The sequence below is a fragment of the Microbacterium sp. NPDC089189 genome, assembly GCF_040685095.1.
Classification (GTDB): Bacteria; Actinomycetota; Actinomycetes; order Actinomycetales; family Microbacteriaceae; genus Microbacterium.
This window is the reverse complement of sequence record NZ_JBFBHG010000025.1, coordinates 23,461-38,543: the sequence shown is the minus strand read 5'-3', so window position 1 is coordinate 38,543 and position 15,083 is coordinate 23,461. Positions and strand designations below refer to the sequence as shown.

The 15,083-nt window shown below is 72.3% G+C and carries 16 protein-coding genes; 5 read left to right on the top strand and 11 right to left on the bottom strand.

What is annotated here, in order from left to right:
• Window positions 1-5 precede the first annotated feature (5 nt).
• On the top strand, window positions 6-755 hold the full coding sequence (locus AB0N73_RS13630) for a hypothetical protein (RefSeq protein ID WP_363564355.1): 750 nt from the start codon (window positions 6-8) through the stop codon (window positions 753-755).
• A gap of 15 nt (window positions 756-770) precedes the next feature.
• Here AB0N73_RS13630 and AB0N73_RS13625 read toward each other — a convergent pair whose 3' ends face one another.
• A complete protein-coding gene (locus AB0N73_RS13625; protein WP_363564353.1) occupies window positions 771-1,199 on the bottom strand; it encodes a DUF1801 domain-containing protein in 429 nt (142 codons plus the stop codon).
• Between the two features lie 147 nt (window positions 1,200-1,346).
• On the opposite strand from AB0N73_RS13625, the gene AB0N73_RS13620 reads away from it, so the two are divergent.
• Window positions 1,347-2,348: a hypothetical protein gene (locus tag AB0N73_RS13620; RefSeq protein WP_363564351.1), complete on the top strand. Its 1,002-nt coding sequence runs from the start codon at window positions 1,347-1,349 to the stop codon at window positions 2,346-2,348.
• Window positions 2,349-2,352: 4 nt separating this feature from the next.
• Here AB0N73_RS13620 and AB0N73_RS13615 read toward each other — a convergent pair whose 3' ends face one another.
• Window positions 2,353-3,051, bottom strand: a complete 699-nt coding sequence (locus AB0N73_RS13615; RefSeq protein WP_363564349.1) for a GNAT family N-acetyltransferase — start codon at window positions 3,049-3,051, stop codon at window positions 2,353-2,355.
• A 44-nt stretch (window positions 3,052-3,095) separates the two neighbouring features.
• On the bottom strand, window positions 3,096-3,875 hold the full coding sequence (locus tag AB0N73_RS13610) for an alpha/beta hydrolase (protein ID WP_363564347.1): 780 nt from the start codon (window positions 3,873-3,875) through the stop codon (window positions 3,096-3,098).
• Window positions 3,876-3,923: 48 nt separating this feature from the next.
• On the opposite strand from AB0N73_RS13610, the gene AB0N73_RS13605 reads away from it, so the two are divergent.
• From AB0N73_RS13605 to AB0N73_RS13595, 3 genes are read left to right on the top strand one after another with little or no spacing between them, the layout of a single operon-like run.
• Window positions 3,924-5,240 carry a condensation domain-containing protein gene (locus AB0N73_RS13605; RefSeq protein ID WP_363564345.1) on the top strand — a complete coding sequence of 439 codons (1,317 nt, stop codon included), beginning with the start codon at window positions 3,924-3,926 and terminating at the stop codon, window positions 5,238-5,240.
• 51 nt (window positions 5,241-5,291) lie between these two features.
• Window positions 5,292-6,695 carry an MFS transporter gene (locus AB0N73_RS13600; RefSeq protein ID WP_363564379.1) on the top strand — a complete coding sequence of 468 codons (1,404 nt, stop codon included), beginning with the start codon at window positions 5,292-5,294 and terminating at the stop codon, window positions 6,693-6,695.
• A 23-nt stretch (window positions 6,696-6,718) separates the two neighbouring features.
• Entirely contained in the window at window positions 6,719-8,200 is a 1,482-nt protein-coding gene (locus AB0N73_RS13595; RefSeq protein ID WP_363564343.1) for an oligopeptide:H+ symporter, read from the top strand.
• 136 nt (window positions 8,201-8,336) lie between these two features.
• Here the strand turns inward: AB0N73_RS13595 and AB0N73_RS13590 are convergent, their stop codons facing one another.
• The 8 genes from AB0N73_RS13590 to pcaH form a co-directional block, all read right to left on the bottom strand.
• Window positions 8,337-9,512 carry a thiolase family protein gene (locus tag AB0N73_RS13590; RefSeq protein ID WP_363564341.1) on the bottom strand — a complete coding sequence of 392 codons (1,176 nt, stop codon included), beginning with the start codon at window positions 9,510-9,512 and terminating at the stop codon, window positions 8,337-8,339.
• A complete protein-coding gene (locus AB0N73_RS13585; protein WP_363564339.1) occupies window positions 9,509-10,189 on the bottom strand; it encodes a 3-oxoacid CoA-transferase subunit B in 681 nt (226 codons plus the stop codon). The genes AB0N73_RS13590 and AB0N73_RS13585 overlap by 4 nt, the downstream gene beginning before the upstream one ends.
• Complete coding sequence (locus tag AB0N73_RS13580) at window positions 10,186-10,935, bottom strand: 3-oxoacid CoA-transferase subunit A (protein WP_363564337.1); 750 nt, start codon at window positions 10,933-10,935, stop codon at window positions 10,186-10,188. Before AB0N73_RS13580 ends, AB0N73_RS13585 begins: the two co-directional genes overlap by 4 nt.
• A gap of 125 nt (window positions 10,936-11,060) precedes the next feature.
• Complete coding sequence (gene pcaC, locus AB0N73_RS13575) at window positions 11,061-11,459, bottom strand: 4-carboxymuconolactone decarboxylase (RefSeq protein ID WP_363564335.1); 399 nt, start codon at window positions 11,457-11,459, stop codon at window positions 11,061-11,063.
• Window positions 11,456-12,247 carry an alpha/beta fold hydrolase gene (locus AB0N73_RS13570; RefSeq protein WP_363564333.1) on the bottom strand — a complete coding sequence of 264 codons (792 nt, stop codon included), beginning with the start codon at window positions 12,245-12,247 and terminating at the stop codon, window positions 11,456-11,458. Before AB0N73_RS13570 ends, pcaC begins: the two co-directional genes overlap by 4 nt.
• Window positions 12,244-13,644 carry a lyase family protein gene (locus AB0N73_RS13565; protein ID WP_363564331.1) on the bottom strand — a complete coding sequence of 467 codons (1,401 nt, stop codon included), beginning with the start codon at window positions 13,642-13,644 and terminating at the stop codon, window positions 12,244-12,246. Before AB0N73_RS13565 ends, AB0N73_RS13570 begins: the two co-directional genes overlap by 4 nt.
• Window positions 13,634-14,218, bottom strand: coding sequence for a protocatechuate 3,4-dioxygenase subunit alpha (pcaG, locus tag AB0N73_RS13560; RefSeq protein ID WP_363564329.1), 585 nt, complete (start codon window positions 14,216-14,218; stop codon window positions 13,634-13,636). Before pcaG ends, AB0N73_RS13565 begins: the two co-directional genes overlap by 11 nt.
• Entirely contained in the window at window positions 14,218-15,036 is an 819-nt protein-coding gene (gene pcaH, locus AB0N73_RS13555) for a protocatechuate 3,4-dioxygenase subunit beta (protein WP_363564327.1), read from the bottom strand. Before pcaH ends, pcaG begins: the two co-directional genes overlap by 1 nt.
• Between the last annotated feature and the right edge of the window lie 47 nt (window positions 15,037-15,083).

The window sequence follows — 15,083 nt, the reverse complement described above, 5'->3', positions numbered from 1 at the left end:
ACATCATGACGGTGAGCGAGTCGGAGTTCGACGAGAACGTCCAGGACATCTCGGACAAGTCGGAGGAGATGGGCAACGGCATCAACGACTGCATCGAGAAGTTCAACAACAACGACTGGGGCATGTGCGCCGACGACGATCTGATCGAGAAGATCGGCGACGCCATGGACCGGCTCGAGAAGGTCTGGAGCGATCTCGCGATCGAGATGGCCCAGCTCGCATCCCCGGGATGGCCGTTCTGGTTCCTCGACGCGAAGGACTCGTGGCTGAGCGTGAAGTCCGACCTCTCCGGGCAGCTCGTGTTCGTGCAGGGCGCGGCGGCGTCGTCGTTCCCCGCATCCGGGTCATGGGTCGGCGAGGAGGGCGCTGTCTACCGCGACATGCCGGGCGTGCAGGCCGACGCGATCAGCGGGGTGGTCGGCTACGCCGGCTCGTTCGCGACGCACCTGGGCGACCACGGCCTGCAGATCATCGACTTCTGGGTCGACCTCGCGATGGCGTTCATCGACTACGCGCAGCTCGTCGCCACCAGCGTCGGCAACTTCCTCTCGGCCGATCCGACCAAGTGGCTCAACATCGTGTCGGAGATCATCAACACGATCAGCGACCTCGTCGAGTTCGTGCAGGGCATCATCACGCTCGTGACCGACAAGTGGATCGAGACGAAGGGCCAGATGCACGCCCTCGAGAACGACCTGGCCAACCTGACCGGCAGCGTCGCCGGGAAATGGCCGACGATCGCGCTCCTGTCGTAACCGGGCGGGCGCGCTTCAGTCGAGGACGGTGAGGATGCCGTACGACGTCTCGGCCGAGAGCGCCCGCCGGTACGACGCGTCCAGGATGCGGCGGAGCACGGCCTCATCCACGGTCGCGACATCGGGGATGTAGACGCACCCGACGCCGGTCGAATGGGTGCCGAGCTCGGCCAGGGCCTCACGGTGGGCCTCGACGCCGTCCAGCAGATAGAGCGTCAGCGCCCGCTTGCGCGGTGCGAAGCCGATGAGCGGAGAGTCTCCCTCGGTGCCGGCGGGATACCGGTAGTGGCACGCGCCGTACCCGATGATCCCGCCCGTCCAGAGTTCCGCCTCGCGTCCGGTGACGTCGGCGAGGAGGCGCGCCACGAGCGCCGCGTCGCGTTTGCGCGCGACGGGTGTCACCTGTGCGAGGGCGGCGTCGACGTCGGCTCCGGTGCGCTGCATAGGCCCAGCATGACAGCCGGGGCCCCGTCCCGCAGCAGACGGCGACGCGGGAGGTCGCGTGGCGCGCCGCCGGAGCGCTCTCCACAGCCGCGGCGAGACGCTGTCGCGGGGCGCGGAGCCGACCTATGCTCGATCGCGGGGGGACAGATGACACTGCCGCACACCACCACGACCGCGTCGACCGCCCGAGGGCGCGCGCGCCGTCGGCGAGCGGGCCGCGTCCTCATCGCTGCGGGGATCGGGGCGGCCCTGCTGCTGACCGCCTGCGCCCCGCGCGGCGACGGCTCCGACGGTGGATCCTCCCCGGACGACGCCGAGACCACCCTGATGACGTTCCTCCGGGCACTGGCCGACGGCGAGCTCTCCACGGCGCTCGCGATGTCGACCTGGCAGGAGTCGGACTTCGCCTGCCGGTCGTTGACCGCGGACCTCGAGCTCGACTCCTCGATCGCCGCCCCCGAGATCGACGCGATCACGGTCGACGGCGACCGCGCCGACGCCGAGGTCACCTACCGGCTGCCCTCGGAGGTCACCGAGCAGATCTCGCTCGAGCGCGTCGACGACCGATGGCTGGTCGTTCCTCCCGAGGGCTGGCGCATCGAGGTGGGCTTCGATGGGCCCACCGTGGCCGATGTGATGATCGAGGACGACTGCGCGCTCCCGGTGCGGGACGGACGCGCGGAATCGATCGCGTGGCCGGGAAACTACACGATGACGGTGGTCGACCCCTCCGGCGTGACCGAGCGCTGGGAGGAGCTGCTGTATCGCGTGCCGGATGGACAGCACATCGGGACCGACGACCCCGCCGCTCTCCCCGCGGTGCCGGAGCTCGCCGTCAACGTGCTGCAGTCGGAGATCGGATCACTGCTCACCGCGGCCCTGGACGACTGCGTGGCGTCCGGGCTCACCGGGCCGACGTGTCCGCCCGAGCTCCGCGGCGCCACGCCCACGGGGGCTGCTCCGGGAACCGGCTACGTGTTCCTCGATCGCGTGTGGACCGACGACGACGAGACGTGGCGCTTCGCCACACAGCCCGGCACCCTCGACGTCGTGCGAGACGGACAACCCGTCACCGCCTCGTTCGTGTACCAGGGCACGCTCGGCGTCGACGCATCCGGCGAGCTGACGATCGCCGTCGACCAGGGCTGAAAGCTCAGGGCCGCGGTACGAGCAGGTAACCCCGCGCCACGTCGAAACCGGCGATCACGAGCCCCTGCGAGAGGTACCCGCCCAGCTCGTCGCGCACGACCCGCCGCCACGTCGCCGCCTCGACGGGCGCCGTGAGACGGAGGGCCTCGATGTCGGCGGGCACGGTCACCACGGCCGCGACGTCCGACTCGTCGGGTGCGGGCAGCGGCGGCGCCGCGAGCTCCCACGACACCAGGATGCGGTCGGTCTCGTCACCGCGGTTCACGCCGTCGTCCATGCTGCCGTAGTGGTCGACGAGGTAGTCGACCACGCGCGTGCCGAGCACCGACAGGTTGAGGTGCGCGTTGCGCGCGACCAGGGGATCGAACGTCCACGTGATGCGCCCGACGCCCCGCGCCAGCGCCCACTCCTGCTGGTGGCGTTTGAGCAGACGACCGAGCCCCGCACCGCGGTACTCGGCGAGCACGCCCGTGATGTGCGAGTGCATCGACCGCGCGGCGGGCTCGGCGAAGAAGGCGACGGAGGCTCCGACCATCCGGTCGCCCACGAAGAGCCCGGCCGTGTAGGAACCCGTGTGCGACAACGCCCGCAGCAGGTTGGGCGCGATGCCGGAGCGGTCGCCGCCCCAGACCTCCGCCAGCACCTCGGACGCGGTGTGCGCATCGGCGGCGGTCTCGAGCATGCGGATCGAGGGGGCGCTCATGCCCCCAGTCTCGCACCGACGCACGGCGACGGCGCGGGCACGGATCAGCCGCGGGTGACCACGTGCTCGGCGAACAGCCCCGGCCACGCCATGACGCCGTACGGGCTCCGCGCGACGATCAGACGGCTGCCGTCGATCAGCTCGCGCAGCGTCCGCGCGGTCTTGAGCGGATGCGTCCGGTCGCCCGTCCACGCCAGCACGAGCGTGCGCGCGGCGATCCGCGCCACCTTCTTCTTGCGCGGCAGATCGGTGGACGCGGCCCCCCGCAGCACGATCGGCAGGAGCTCAGGGGGAATCGCGGGCCGCGTCTCGGGGGCATCGGCGAGCGCGGGCGGCACGGGGGCCGTGTCCCCCAGCGCGAGGAACGCGGCCAGTCCGCCGCGCTCGACGAGGTCCGCGTTCGCACGGTAGAGGTCCCCCTGCGCGCGACGCCGCTTCCAGGCGGTGGGCGGGGTCACGAGGGTGAGGCTCGCGAAGCGTCCCGGATCGGCGACGGCCGCGTGCAGCAGCGTCCCCGCCCCCATCGAGGGACCGACGCCGTGCACCCGCTCCCCCGGAGCCACGTGATCGAGCAGCGCCAGCAGATCGCGGGCGAGCGCATCCCAGCCGTAGTCGGCCTCGCGGTGCGTGCCGCTCGATCGGCCGTGCGCGCGGGCGTCGTAACGGAGCACGCGATGACCGCGCAGGGCCCGGCCCAGATCGAGACCCAGCTGCGCGTCGCGCGCGCGGCTCGAGGTCAGCCCGTGCAGTTGCACGACGAGGGGCCCGGAATCGCCGGTGACGTCGTAATCGAGCGTCGCGCCGCGCACCTGCAACGAAGGCATCCGGGGCCGTCCTCTCTCGGAAATCAGCGCCCCCTAGACTACGGCGCGATGCGCCTCACCAATGTCTCCCAGTTGTCGCTGCCGCCCGGGGCGCTGCACAGCTACGCGGTGCGCCTGCGGGCGACCGACCGAGAGGTGCGGGTCTCGTTCGACCAGGGTCGCCACGTGGGCGAGGGGGATCGCCCCGGATCGTGGATGGCGATGTCGTTCCGTCTCCCCGGCGCCTCGCGCGCGAGGCTCGGCCCCGCGTGGGACGCCGTCATCGCGCGGCACGGGACGCTCCGCACGGTCTTCGCGCCGGGCGCCGACGGCGTGGCGCTCTTCGACGCGGAACCGGAGCCCGGGGTGTGGCAGCAGCATCCGGTCGCCACCACGACCGCCGCCGCCCTCCGCCAGGTGCTCGACGAGACCTGCCGGCCGTACGCGCCCGGGTCGTACCGGCTGTGCCTGGTCGAGGCCGAGGAGGGGGCGCCGGTCGTCGTGATCGGATCCGATCACGCGCACGTCGACATGTGGTCGCTGCTCGTGCTGGCGCGCGACCTCCGCGCGGCGCTCGGCGACGATCCGGCACCCGAGCCGCAGACGCCGGCCGCGCCCTTCGCGGAGCACACGGCGGCGCTCGAGGGGCGGGATGCGGCGCCCGCCGACGTCCTCGACGAATGGCACCGCCTGCTCGATGCGGGCGAGGGGGCCATGCCCCGCTTCCCGCTCCCCCTCGGCGACCTCTCGCCGGTTCCCGCCGAGGTCGTCGAGGTGCGCGACGTGCTCGACGCGGCCGGCGTCGAGGCGCTCTCGGCGGCCGCCGATGCGGCGGGCGTACGGGTGACCGCCCTGGCCCTGGCCGCTGTCACCGCCGCCACCCGGCGCGTGGCCGCGGCTCCCCTCCGGGCGGTGTTCCCGGTGCACAGCCGGCACGAGCCGCGATGGTCCGACGCCGTGGGCTGGTTCATCACCAACGCCGTCATCGAGTGCGAGGAGGCGGACCCGGTCGCGTGCGCCGCCGACATCCGCCGAGCGCTGCGGCTGGGGTCCCACCCGCTCGCGCCGATCTTCGCTCCGCTCGGGGGCTGGCCGAGCGTTCCCGGCATGTTCGCCATCTCGTGGCTCGACACCCGCCGACTGCCGGTCGCCGTTCCCGCCGACGCCGAGGCGCACTGGGTGTCGGCGGCGATCCGCACCGACGGCGTCATGATCTGGTTCGTCATCAACGACACGGGCCTGCATCTGCGCTGCCGCTACCCCGACACCCCCGCATCCCGGGCATCGCTCGCCGTCTGGCTCGACGCGGTCGACGGGGACCTCCGGCAGGCGGCGCGCCCCGCATCCGGGGCACCGGCCGCCCTCGCCCCCGCGCGCCGGGGATAGCCTGGAGGGATGGCCGAACGGGACGAGCGCGCACGACGACGGCTCACCCGGATGCCGTCGCAGGCCGCCATCGTGGCCGTGCTGGCTGTTGCGGGCCTCGCCTCGTCGTTCATGTTCACCCTGGTCGTCCCGATCCAGGCGAAGCTGCCCGAACTGCTCGACGCCAGCCGTGAGGACACCGCCTGGGTGGTGACCTCGACGCTGCTCGCCTCGGCCGTCATCACCCCGATCGCCGGGCGCCTCGGCGACATGTACGGCAAGCGGCGGATCGTCCTGGTGCTGCTCGGCGTGCTCGTGCTGGGCTCGGTCATCGCCGCGCTCTCGCAGGGCATCGCGGGGGTGGTCGTCGGCCGCACCCTGCAGGGAGCGGTGACGGGCGTCATCCCCCTCGGCATCTCGATCCTGCGCGACGTGCTGCACGAGGACCGCGTGGATGGGGCGATCGCCCTGATCAGCGCGACGCTCGGCGTGGGCGGCGCGGTGGGCCTTCCCATCAGCGCACTGGTCACCGAGAACGCGGACTGGCACGTGCTGTTCTGGGTCGCCGGCGCGCTCGGCGCCGTGGTCTTCCTGCTCGTGCTGTGGATCGTGCCGGTCAGCGTGCTGCGCACCGCCGGCCGGTTCGACTACGTCGGCGCGGCCGGGCTCGCGGTCGGGCTCGTGGGGGTGCTGCTGGCGGTGTCGCGCGGCAACGAGTGGGGCTGGAGCGCGCCCGCCACGCTCGCGTGCGGCCTCGGCGGTGTCGTCGTGCTGCTCGTGTGGGGGTGGTACGAGCTGCGCATCGACCAGCCGCTGCTGGATCTGCGGGTCGCCGCGCGCCCGGCCGTCCTGCTCACCAACCTCGCCTCGGTGGGGATCGGCTTCGCCCTGTTCGCCTCGAACGTGGTGTTCCCGCAGATGCTGGAGCTCCCCGTGTCGACGGGCGCGGGCTTCGGGCTGTCGCTGCTCGCGGCGTCGCTCATCGTCATGCCGTCGGGGCTGGTCATGATGGTCATCTCGCCCTTCTCGGCCCGCCTCGCGCGCTCGATCGGGCCCAAGCTCCTGCTCGTCATCGGCGCGATCTCGCTCATCGCCGCCTACGGCTTCACGCTGCTGTTCGCGAGCGAGGTGTGGCAGATCCTCGTCGCCAACATCGTCATCGGCGTCGGCATCGGCTTCGGCTACGCCGCGATGCCGATGCTCATCATGCGGTCGGTGCCGCCGTCGGAGACGGGCGCATCGAACGGCCTGAACGCGCTGTTCCGCTCGCTGGGAACCAGCACCGCGGCGGCGATCATCGGCGCGGTCCTGGCCACCATGTCGATCGAGGTCGACGGGATGACGGCGCCCACATCCGACGCGTTCCAGGTGTCGTTCGTGCTGGGCGGCGCCGCCGCCGCGGTGGCGCTCGTGCTCGCCCTCTTCATCCCGAGCCGCCGCGATCCGCACGAGGCGCGTCCAGCGCTGCCGGAGTAACGCTCCTCCACTACGGTGTCCTCATGGCTGAGGCACCACGCGGCACGTCGACGACCGACACACCCTCCGACGGGGACACCCGGTTCTTCGGCCAGCCGTGGGCGCTGGCGCACGTCTTCGGCGTCGAGATGTGGGAGCGCTTCAGCTTCTACGGCATGCAGGGGATCCTGCTGATCTACCTGTACTACAGCGTCGACCAGGGGGGCCTCGGCGTCGACAAGGCCATCGCGACCGGCATCGTGGGCGCCTACGGCGGGGCGGTCTACCTGTCGACGATCCTGGGCGCGTGGATCGCCGATCGACTGCTCGGCGCCGAACGCGTGCTCTTCGCGAGCGCCATCGTCATCATGGCGGGGCACATCGCCCTCGCCGTGCTCCCCGGGTTCCTGGGGGTCGGCGTCGGTCTCGTGCTCGTGGCGATCGGCTCCGGCGGGCTGAAGGCCAATGCGACCTCGGTCGTCGGCTCGCTGTACTCGACGGAGGACACCCGACGCGACGGCGGCTTCTCGCTCTTCTACCTGGGCATCAACCTGGGCGCGTTCGCGGGCGCGCTGCTCACCGGGCTGCTGCAGAGCACGCTCGGCTTCCACTGGGGCTTCGGTCTGGCGGCCGTCGGCATGGGGGTCGGCCTCATCCAGTACGCGATCGGACGCCGCGGGCTCCCCGCATCCGCCCGGGTCGTCCCCAACCCGTTGCCGACCAACCGCTACGCCCTGTGGATCGGCATCGCGATCGCGGGTGTCGTGCTCATCGCCGTCGCGGTTCTCGTGGGCGTCATCCGCGCCGACAACCTCGCCGTCGTGGTGATCGTCGTCACCGTCGTCGCCGCGATCGCCTACTTCGCCGTCATCCTGTCGTCCAGGCGTATCGCGCCGATCGAGCGCTCGCGCGTCTACGGGTTCATCCCGCTGTTCGTCGTGAGCGTCGGGTTCTGGTCGCTGTACCAGCAGCAGTTCACCGTGCTGACGATCTACTCCGACCAGCGCCTGAACCGCGACCTGTTCGGGTGGGAGATGCCCGTCTCGTGGGTGCAGTCCATCAACCCGGTCTTCATCATCATCCTCTCCGGCGTCTTCGCCGCGATCTGGACGAAGCTCGGCCGCCGGCAACCGAGCACCCCGGTGAAGTTCTCGCTGGGCGCGATCGTCATGGGCGCCGCGTTCCTGCTCTTCCTGATCTGGGCCAACGGCGGCCAGAACACGACGCCGCTCCTCGCGATCATCGGCATCCTCTTCGTCTTCACCGTGGCGGAGCTGTTCATCTCGCCCATCGGGCTCTCGGTGTCGACCAAGCTCGGGCCGAACATCTTCCACACGCAGATGGTGGCGCTCTTCTTCCTCTCGGTCGCCCTCGGCACGGCGATCGCGGGCGAGCTCGGCACGCTCTACGACCCGCAGAACGAGGTGCCCTACTTCTCGATCCTGGGTGTCATCGCGATCGCGCTGGGCGTGGCCCTGCTGCTGTGCGTCAAGCCCGTGCTCGCCCTCATGAAGGGCGTGCGCTGACCCCACGGGCCGCGCGTGCTTCCGCCCCGCGTGTTCTCGGAGAATCGCTCGTTTCTCGGAGGATGCGGCGCGCGCACTCCGAGAAACGGTGTGATCTCCGAGAACGGACGGGAACGCGCGGGCGGATGGGGCGGGCTCAGCGTTCGAGGACGACCGCCAGCCCCTGCCCGACGCCGATGCAGAGCGCGACGACCGCGACGCCGCCGCCGCGACGGGCCAGCTCGTGGGCCGCGTGCCCCAGGACGCGACCGCCCGACGCCCCCAGCGGGTGCCCGATGGCCAGCGCGCCGCCGTGGATGTTGACCTTCTCGGGGTCGAGGTCGGGCCACCCCGCGATGCACGCGAGCGACTGCGACGCGAACGCCTCGTTGAGCTCCACCACATCCACATCGGCCCAGGTGCGCCCCGCCCGCGCCAACGCCTTGTTGGCCGCTTCGATGGGAGCGATAGGGAAGACGTCGGGGTCGACGCCGTGCGTGGCACGTCCGGCGATGCGGGCGAGCGGTTCACCCGGGAGCGCCCCCTCGGCGCCGACGAGCACCGCGGAGGCGCCGTCGTTGATGCCCGACGAGTTGCCCGCGGTGACCGAGCCCGCGCCGTCGCTCGCGAAGAGGGGCTTCAGACCCGCCAGCTTCTCGATCGACGAGTCCGCGCGGATGCCCTCGTCACGGGCCAGTTCGGCGCCCGGCACCTGGACGATCTCGCTGTCGTAGACGCCATCCGCCCAGGCCTGGGCCGCGAGGCGGTGCGAGCGCACGGCGAAGGCGTCCTGCTCCTCGCGCGACAGCCCCCACTCGCGGGCGATCTTCTCGGCCGACTCGCCGTTGCTGATGGTCCACCCCGTCGGCAGCGCGCGGTTGGTCATGCGCCAGCCGATCGCCGTGTTCCAGAGCGTCTGGTTGCCGACGGCCGGCCAGGGCTTGGGCGACTTCTCGACGACGAACGGGGCACGACTCATCGACTCCACGCCGCCCGCGAGCACGATGTCGGCGTCGCCGGTCTCGACCGCGCGCGCGGCCTGGATGACCGCCTCGAGCGACGAGGCGCACAGCCGGTTGACGGTGACACCGGTGACGCTCGTGGGGAATCCGGCCAGCAGCGCGCCGAACCGCGCCACGTTGCGGTTGTCCTCGCCGGCCTGGTTGGCGTCGCCGAAGATGACGTCGCCGATCCGCGCCGGATCGATGCCGGTGCGCTCGACCGCGGCCTTCATGACGACGGCGGCGAGGTCGTCGGGACGGACGCCGGCGAGCGCGCCCCCGGCCCGGCCGAAGGGCGTGCGGACGGCGTCGTAGACGAAGCTGGCGGTCATGCGCGGTTCCCTTCGGTGCCGGATGCGGCCGCATCCGAGGAGTCGATGAGGTCGAGCCCGGTGAGCTCGCGGAGTTCGTCGAGCGTCGTGTCGCCGAACAGCTCGCGAACGGCGAAGCCGTCGGCCGTCACGTCGAACACGGCATGGTCGGTGTAGACACGCGACACGCAGCCGACGCCGGTGAGCGGGTAGGTGCACGCGGCGACGAGCTTGGACTCGCCCTGCTTGGTGAGCAGGTCCGTCATCACGTAGACGTCCTTCGCACCGATCGCGAGGTCCATGGCCCCGCCGACGGCGGGGATCGCGCCCGGCTCCCCCGTCGACCAGTTGGCGAGGTCACCGCTCTGCGAGACCTGGAAGGCCCCGAGCACGCAGACGTCGAGGTGCCCGCCGCGCATCATGGCGAACGAGTCCGCATGGTGGAAGTAGGCCGCGCCCGGCAACGCCGTCACCGCCTGCTTGCCCGCGTTGATGAGATCGGGGTCGACCCGGGACGCCTCGGGGGCCGGCCCCATCCCGAGCAGACCGTTCTCGGTGTGCAGCACGATCTCGAGGCCGTCCGGCAGGTGATCGGCGACGAGCGTCGGCGCGCCGATGCCGAGGTTCACGTACGCCCCCTCGGGGATGTCGGCGGCGATGCGGCGCGCCAGGTCGACGCGCGAGAGTCGAGTGGTCATGATGCTCCTTCTGCCGCCGCGGCGACCGGGCGGCCTTCGAGGTCCACCCCTCCGACGAAGACGCCGTCGTCCAGCCAGCGTCGCTCCCCCACCGCCACGACGCGGTCCACGAAGATGCCCGGCGTGACGACCGTCTCCGGGTCGAGCGCACCGAGGGGCACGATCTCGTCGACCTGCGCAATGGTCGTCGTCGCGGCGGTCGCCATGATCGGCCCGAAGTTGCGGGCCGTCTCGCGGTAGACGAGGTTCCCCCACCGATCGCCGGCACGTGCGCTGATGAGGGCGACATCGGCGCGGATGGGGTACTCGAGCACGTAGCGGCGACCGTCGATCACCCGCTCCTCCTTGCCCTCGGCGAGCTGGGTGCCCACGCCCGTGGGCGAGAAGAAGGCGCCGACGCCGGCGCCGGCCGCACGGATGCGCTCGGCGAGGTTGCCCTGCGGCACGACCTCGAGCTCGATCTCGCCCGCGCGGTAGAGGCCGTCGAAGACCCAGGAGTCCGCCTGCCGCGGGAACGAGCAGATGATCCGGCGCACGCGCTTCTCGGCGAGCAACGCCGCGAGGCCGACGTCGCCGTTGCCGGCGTTGTTGCTGACGATCGTCAGCCCGGAGGCGCCCTGGGCGATGAGGGCGTCGATCAACTCGACGGGCTGACCGGCGCGGCCGAAGCCGCCGATCAGGATGGTGGCGCCGTCGGGGATGCCGGCGAGCGCCGACTCCACGTCGGGCACGGTCTTGTCGATCATCCGCACTCCTTCGTCGATGTTCGCTCTGCGAACGCATGTACGTATAACGCACATGCTACGCCGACCACCGCGCGCGCACCACCCCCGGAGCAGGCCCGCTGCCCGGTCGGCGGAAGCACGCCGGGTCAGTCCTCGGCGAAGACGTCCTTCGCGATACGGAACGCCGTGTTGGCCGCCGGGACGCCGCAGTAGATCGCCGACTGCAGGATCACCTCGACGATCTCGTCCTGCGTGAGCCCGTTGCGGACGGCCGCCCGCAGGTGCATCGCGAGCTCCTCGTGGTGGCCGAGCGCGATGAGCGCGGTCAGCACCGCGATCGAGCGGTCCCGACGCGCCAGGCCGGGGCGCGACCAGATGTCTCCCCAGGCGTAGCGGGTGATGAGGTCCTGGAAGTCGGCGGTCAGCGGCACGGTGCCCGCGACCGCCCGGTCGACGTGGGCGTCGCCGAGCACCTCGCGGCGCACGCTCATGCCCTGCGTGTAGCGCTCGCCGTCGGCGAGGCCCTCACCGTCCGGCCGGGTCATCGCGTCACCCCCGAACGCAAACCGTCGAAGAAGTCGAGGAGCAGCGCCGCGGTCGCCGCGGGCTGCTCGGCGGGCGGGAGGTGCGCCGCCCCCGCGATCCTGGCGACCCGGCCGTCGGCGACACCCTCCGCGATCTCGACCGACTTCGCCTCCGGCGCGACATGATCGAACTCCCCCCACGCGGCGAGCACGGGACGCCGGATCTCCCCCAGCCGATCGCGCACGTCGTAGGCGGCGAGGGCCTCGCAGCAGAGCGCGTAGCCCTCGTCGTCGGCCTCGCGGAGCACGTGCAGCAGTCGTCCGCTGAGCTCGGGCTCCCGCTCGATCGAGCCGGGGGCGAACCACCGCTCCGCCGACGGGATGATGAGCGTCGACGTCGACTGGGCGCGCACCTGCGCGGCGCGCTGGGCCCACGCCGTCGGCTCGCCGAGCAGGGCTCCGGAGGCGAGGATCGCGGCCGCATCCACCAGGTCGGGGTGCCGGAGGGCGAGTTCGAGCCCGGTCGCGCCGCCCAGCGACACACCGGCGTAGAGGATGCTGCTCTCGCCCGCCTCGCGCACGCGGGAGGCCACGGCATCCGCGAGATCGGCGACGGTGAACGCGGCGTCGGGGGCGGGGGCGGCGCCGTGGCCCGGCAGGTCCCAGGCGGCGACGCGGTACCGCTCCCGCAGCAGCGGCACGGTGGTCTCCCACAGGATCGTCGAGGTGCCCAGCGACGGGCCCAGCACGATCAGCGGCGCCCCGGCGGGGCCGTGGATGTCGCTCAGCGCGATGGCGGGTGCGGTCATGTCTCCTCCGGGGTCGTCGGGCCGGCGGCACGGACGGCACGGTCGACGAGCGCGGCCGCCGCGCCCGTGTAGTTCGCGGGATCGAGCAGTGCATCGACGCCGTCGCTCGGATGCGGCGCGCCCGGCGCCCGATCGACGGCGGCCTCGAGGGCGTCGACGACGAGCTGACGCAGGTCGCCCCCGGCGCCGGCGGCCGACACGATGCGGGCGACCTCGTCGGCGCCCAGCACCGGCGCGAGCACGATCGAGAGCCGTTCGGCGATGATCAGCGGATCGGCACGGAGGATCTCGGCCGCACGCACAGGAAAGGCGCGCAGCCCCTCCGCCAGCGACGCCGCCGAGCCGCTCGCCCCGAGCGCGAGGCGCAGCAGGTCGCGCAGGGTGGGCCACTCGGCGTGCCACGCGCCGTCGGGGCGCTCGTCGACCGCGAGGGCCGCCGCGAGGTGCAGGGTCGCCGCGAGCTGCGGCGCCCGCAGGGCGGCGGAGCGCACCAGCACGGATGCGGCGGGGTTCTGCTTCTGCGGCATGGCGCTGGAGCCGCCGCCGGTGCCCTCGGCGAACTCGCCGATCTCGGTGCGACTGCCGGTGGCGACGTCGCCGGCGAGCCTGCCGAGCGCGTCGACGACCTGCACGAGGGCGTCGCCCAGTTCCGTGACCGGCCAGCGCTCGACGTGCCACGGTGCGTCCGGCGTCGCGAGACCGACCTCGTCCGCGAAGGCCGCGGGCAGCGCCGCGGCCGCATCCGCCCCGCCGATCTCGACGAACGAGGCGAGTGTGCCGCCGGCTCCGCCGAGTTGGGCGGGAAGAGTGTCGAGCACGCCCGCGAGGCGCGCGCGGGCACGGGTGACACCGCGCAACCACGACGCCGCGCGGGCGCCGAGGGTCGTCGGCACCGCGTGTTGGGTGAGCGTGCGCGCGGCGCTGACGTCGTCGCGGTGCGCGCTCGCGAGCGCCGCGAGGGCGGCCTCCACGCGAGCGAGCGAGCGCACGATCTGCGCACCGGCGGCGCGCGAGGTCGTCATGAGCGCCGTGTCGAGGATGTCCTGGCTGGTCGCGCCGCGGTGCACCCAGATGCGCACCTCGCCCGGCACCCGCTCCTTGGCGGCGCGCACGAGCGGGATGACGGGATTGCCGCCGGCGACGGCGGCGCGTGCGATCGGGGCAGCGTCCAGCCAGCCCGGGTCGCCGGTCAGCGCCTCGCTGACAGCCGTGGCCGCCGCATCCGGCGCCACGCCCACGCGCGCCCAGGCGCGGGTCAGCGCGGCCTCGGCCCCGAGGAGCGCGGTCAGGACGGCGTCGTCCGCCACCAGGGCGTCGTGCCCGACGGTCACCGGCGAGAGCAGCCCGCCATCGATCGCGACGGGGGCGCCGCTGCCTGGCGGGACGTCAGAAGGCAAGGAACACGGTCTCCTTCTCGCCCTGCAGATGGATGTCGTGGCGCAGATCACCCTCGGGCGTGCGGGTCGCGACGAGCGTAGCGCGCTCGGCGGGCTCGAGCGAGGACAGCAGCGGGTCGGCGGCCAGTAGCTCCTCGTCGTCGGGCAGGTAGATGCGGGTGTGCAGCTTGTTCGGCAGGCCGCGCGCGTAGACGACGACCGCGAAGAACGGCGCCTTGCCGGGCTCCGCGCCGGGGTTGCGCGTCCAGAAGTCGTAGCCGCCGTCATCCGTCGTGAACGCGCGACCGAACCCGGTGAAGGTGTGGTCGTCACGGCGGAGCGAGCCCCGCGCACGGGCGGGTGTGCCGTCGGCGTTCGCTCCCCAGATCTCGATGCAGCAGTCGGGGATCGCCGCCCCCGCGCCGTCGTACACCGTGCCCGAGAGGACGATCGCGCCGGTGGAGTGCGGGAAGGCGACCTCGTGCATCTTGGGGTACTGCAGGCCGAACGCGAAGAACGGGCCGATGGTCTGACCCGCGGTCGGCGCCAGCGGGGCCTCGCCGCGCGCGCGGCGGGTGTCGGTCGTCTCGGACATCAGTGCTCCCCCTCCGACTCGAACCACGTCGCATCCGGCCCGTCGACGATGATGTCCCACCGGTAGCCCATCGAGAACTCGGGCACCGTGAGGTCGTGGTCGTAGGCGGCGATCAGACGATCGCGGTCCTTCTGGTCGCGGATCGTGTTGTAGATCGGGTCGAGGCCGAACAGTGGGTCGCCGGGGAAGTACATCTGCGTGATGATGCGCTGCGTGAACCCCGACCCGAACACCGAGAAGTGGATGTGGGCGGGGCGCCACGCGTTGATGTGGTTCTTCCACGGATACGGGCCCGGCTTGATCGTGGTGAACGAGTACTCGCCGGCATCGTTGGTGACCGTGCGGCCGGCACCGGTGAAGTTCGGGTCGAGCGGGGCGGGATGCTGGTCGCGCTGGTGGATGTAGCGGCCGGCGGCGTTGGCCTGCCAGATCTCCACCAGCTGGTTGGCGAGGGGGCGCCCCCAGCTGTCGAGCAGGCGACCGGTGACGGTCATGCGCTCGCCCTGCGGCTCGCCGGTGTGCTGGAGCGTGAGGTCCGACTCGATCGCGGCGACGTCGCGCTGACCGAAGGCGGGAGAGACGAGCTCGATCGTCTCGGGGTCGACCAGACGGGGGTTCTTCGTCGGGTGGCGCAGCACGCTCGAGCGGTACGGCGCGAAGTCGTACAGCGTCGCGGGGACGCGTTCGCCGGCGGCGTCGCGACGGGCGGCATCGGCGTGCGCCTCGGCGATCTCCGACGTGATCTGGCTCTGGGACGGCATGTCCGGTGAGGCCAGCAGCGACTCAGGAGCCGCGGCCGTGGACGGATGGGCGGTCATGAGCGTCTCCTTCGACGTTCGCGGGCGGGTCGTGACAGCGTCGCATC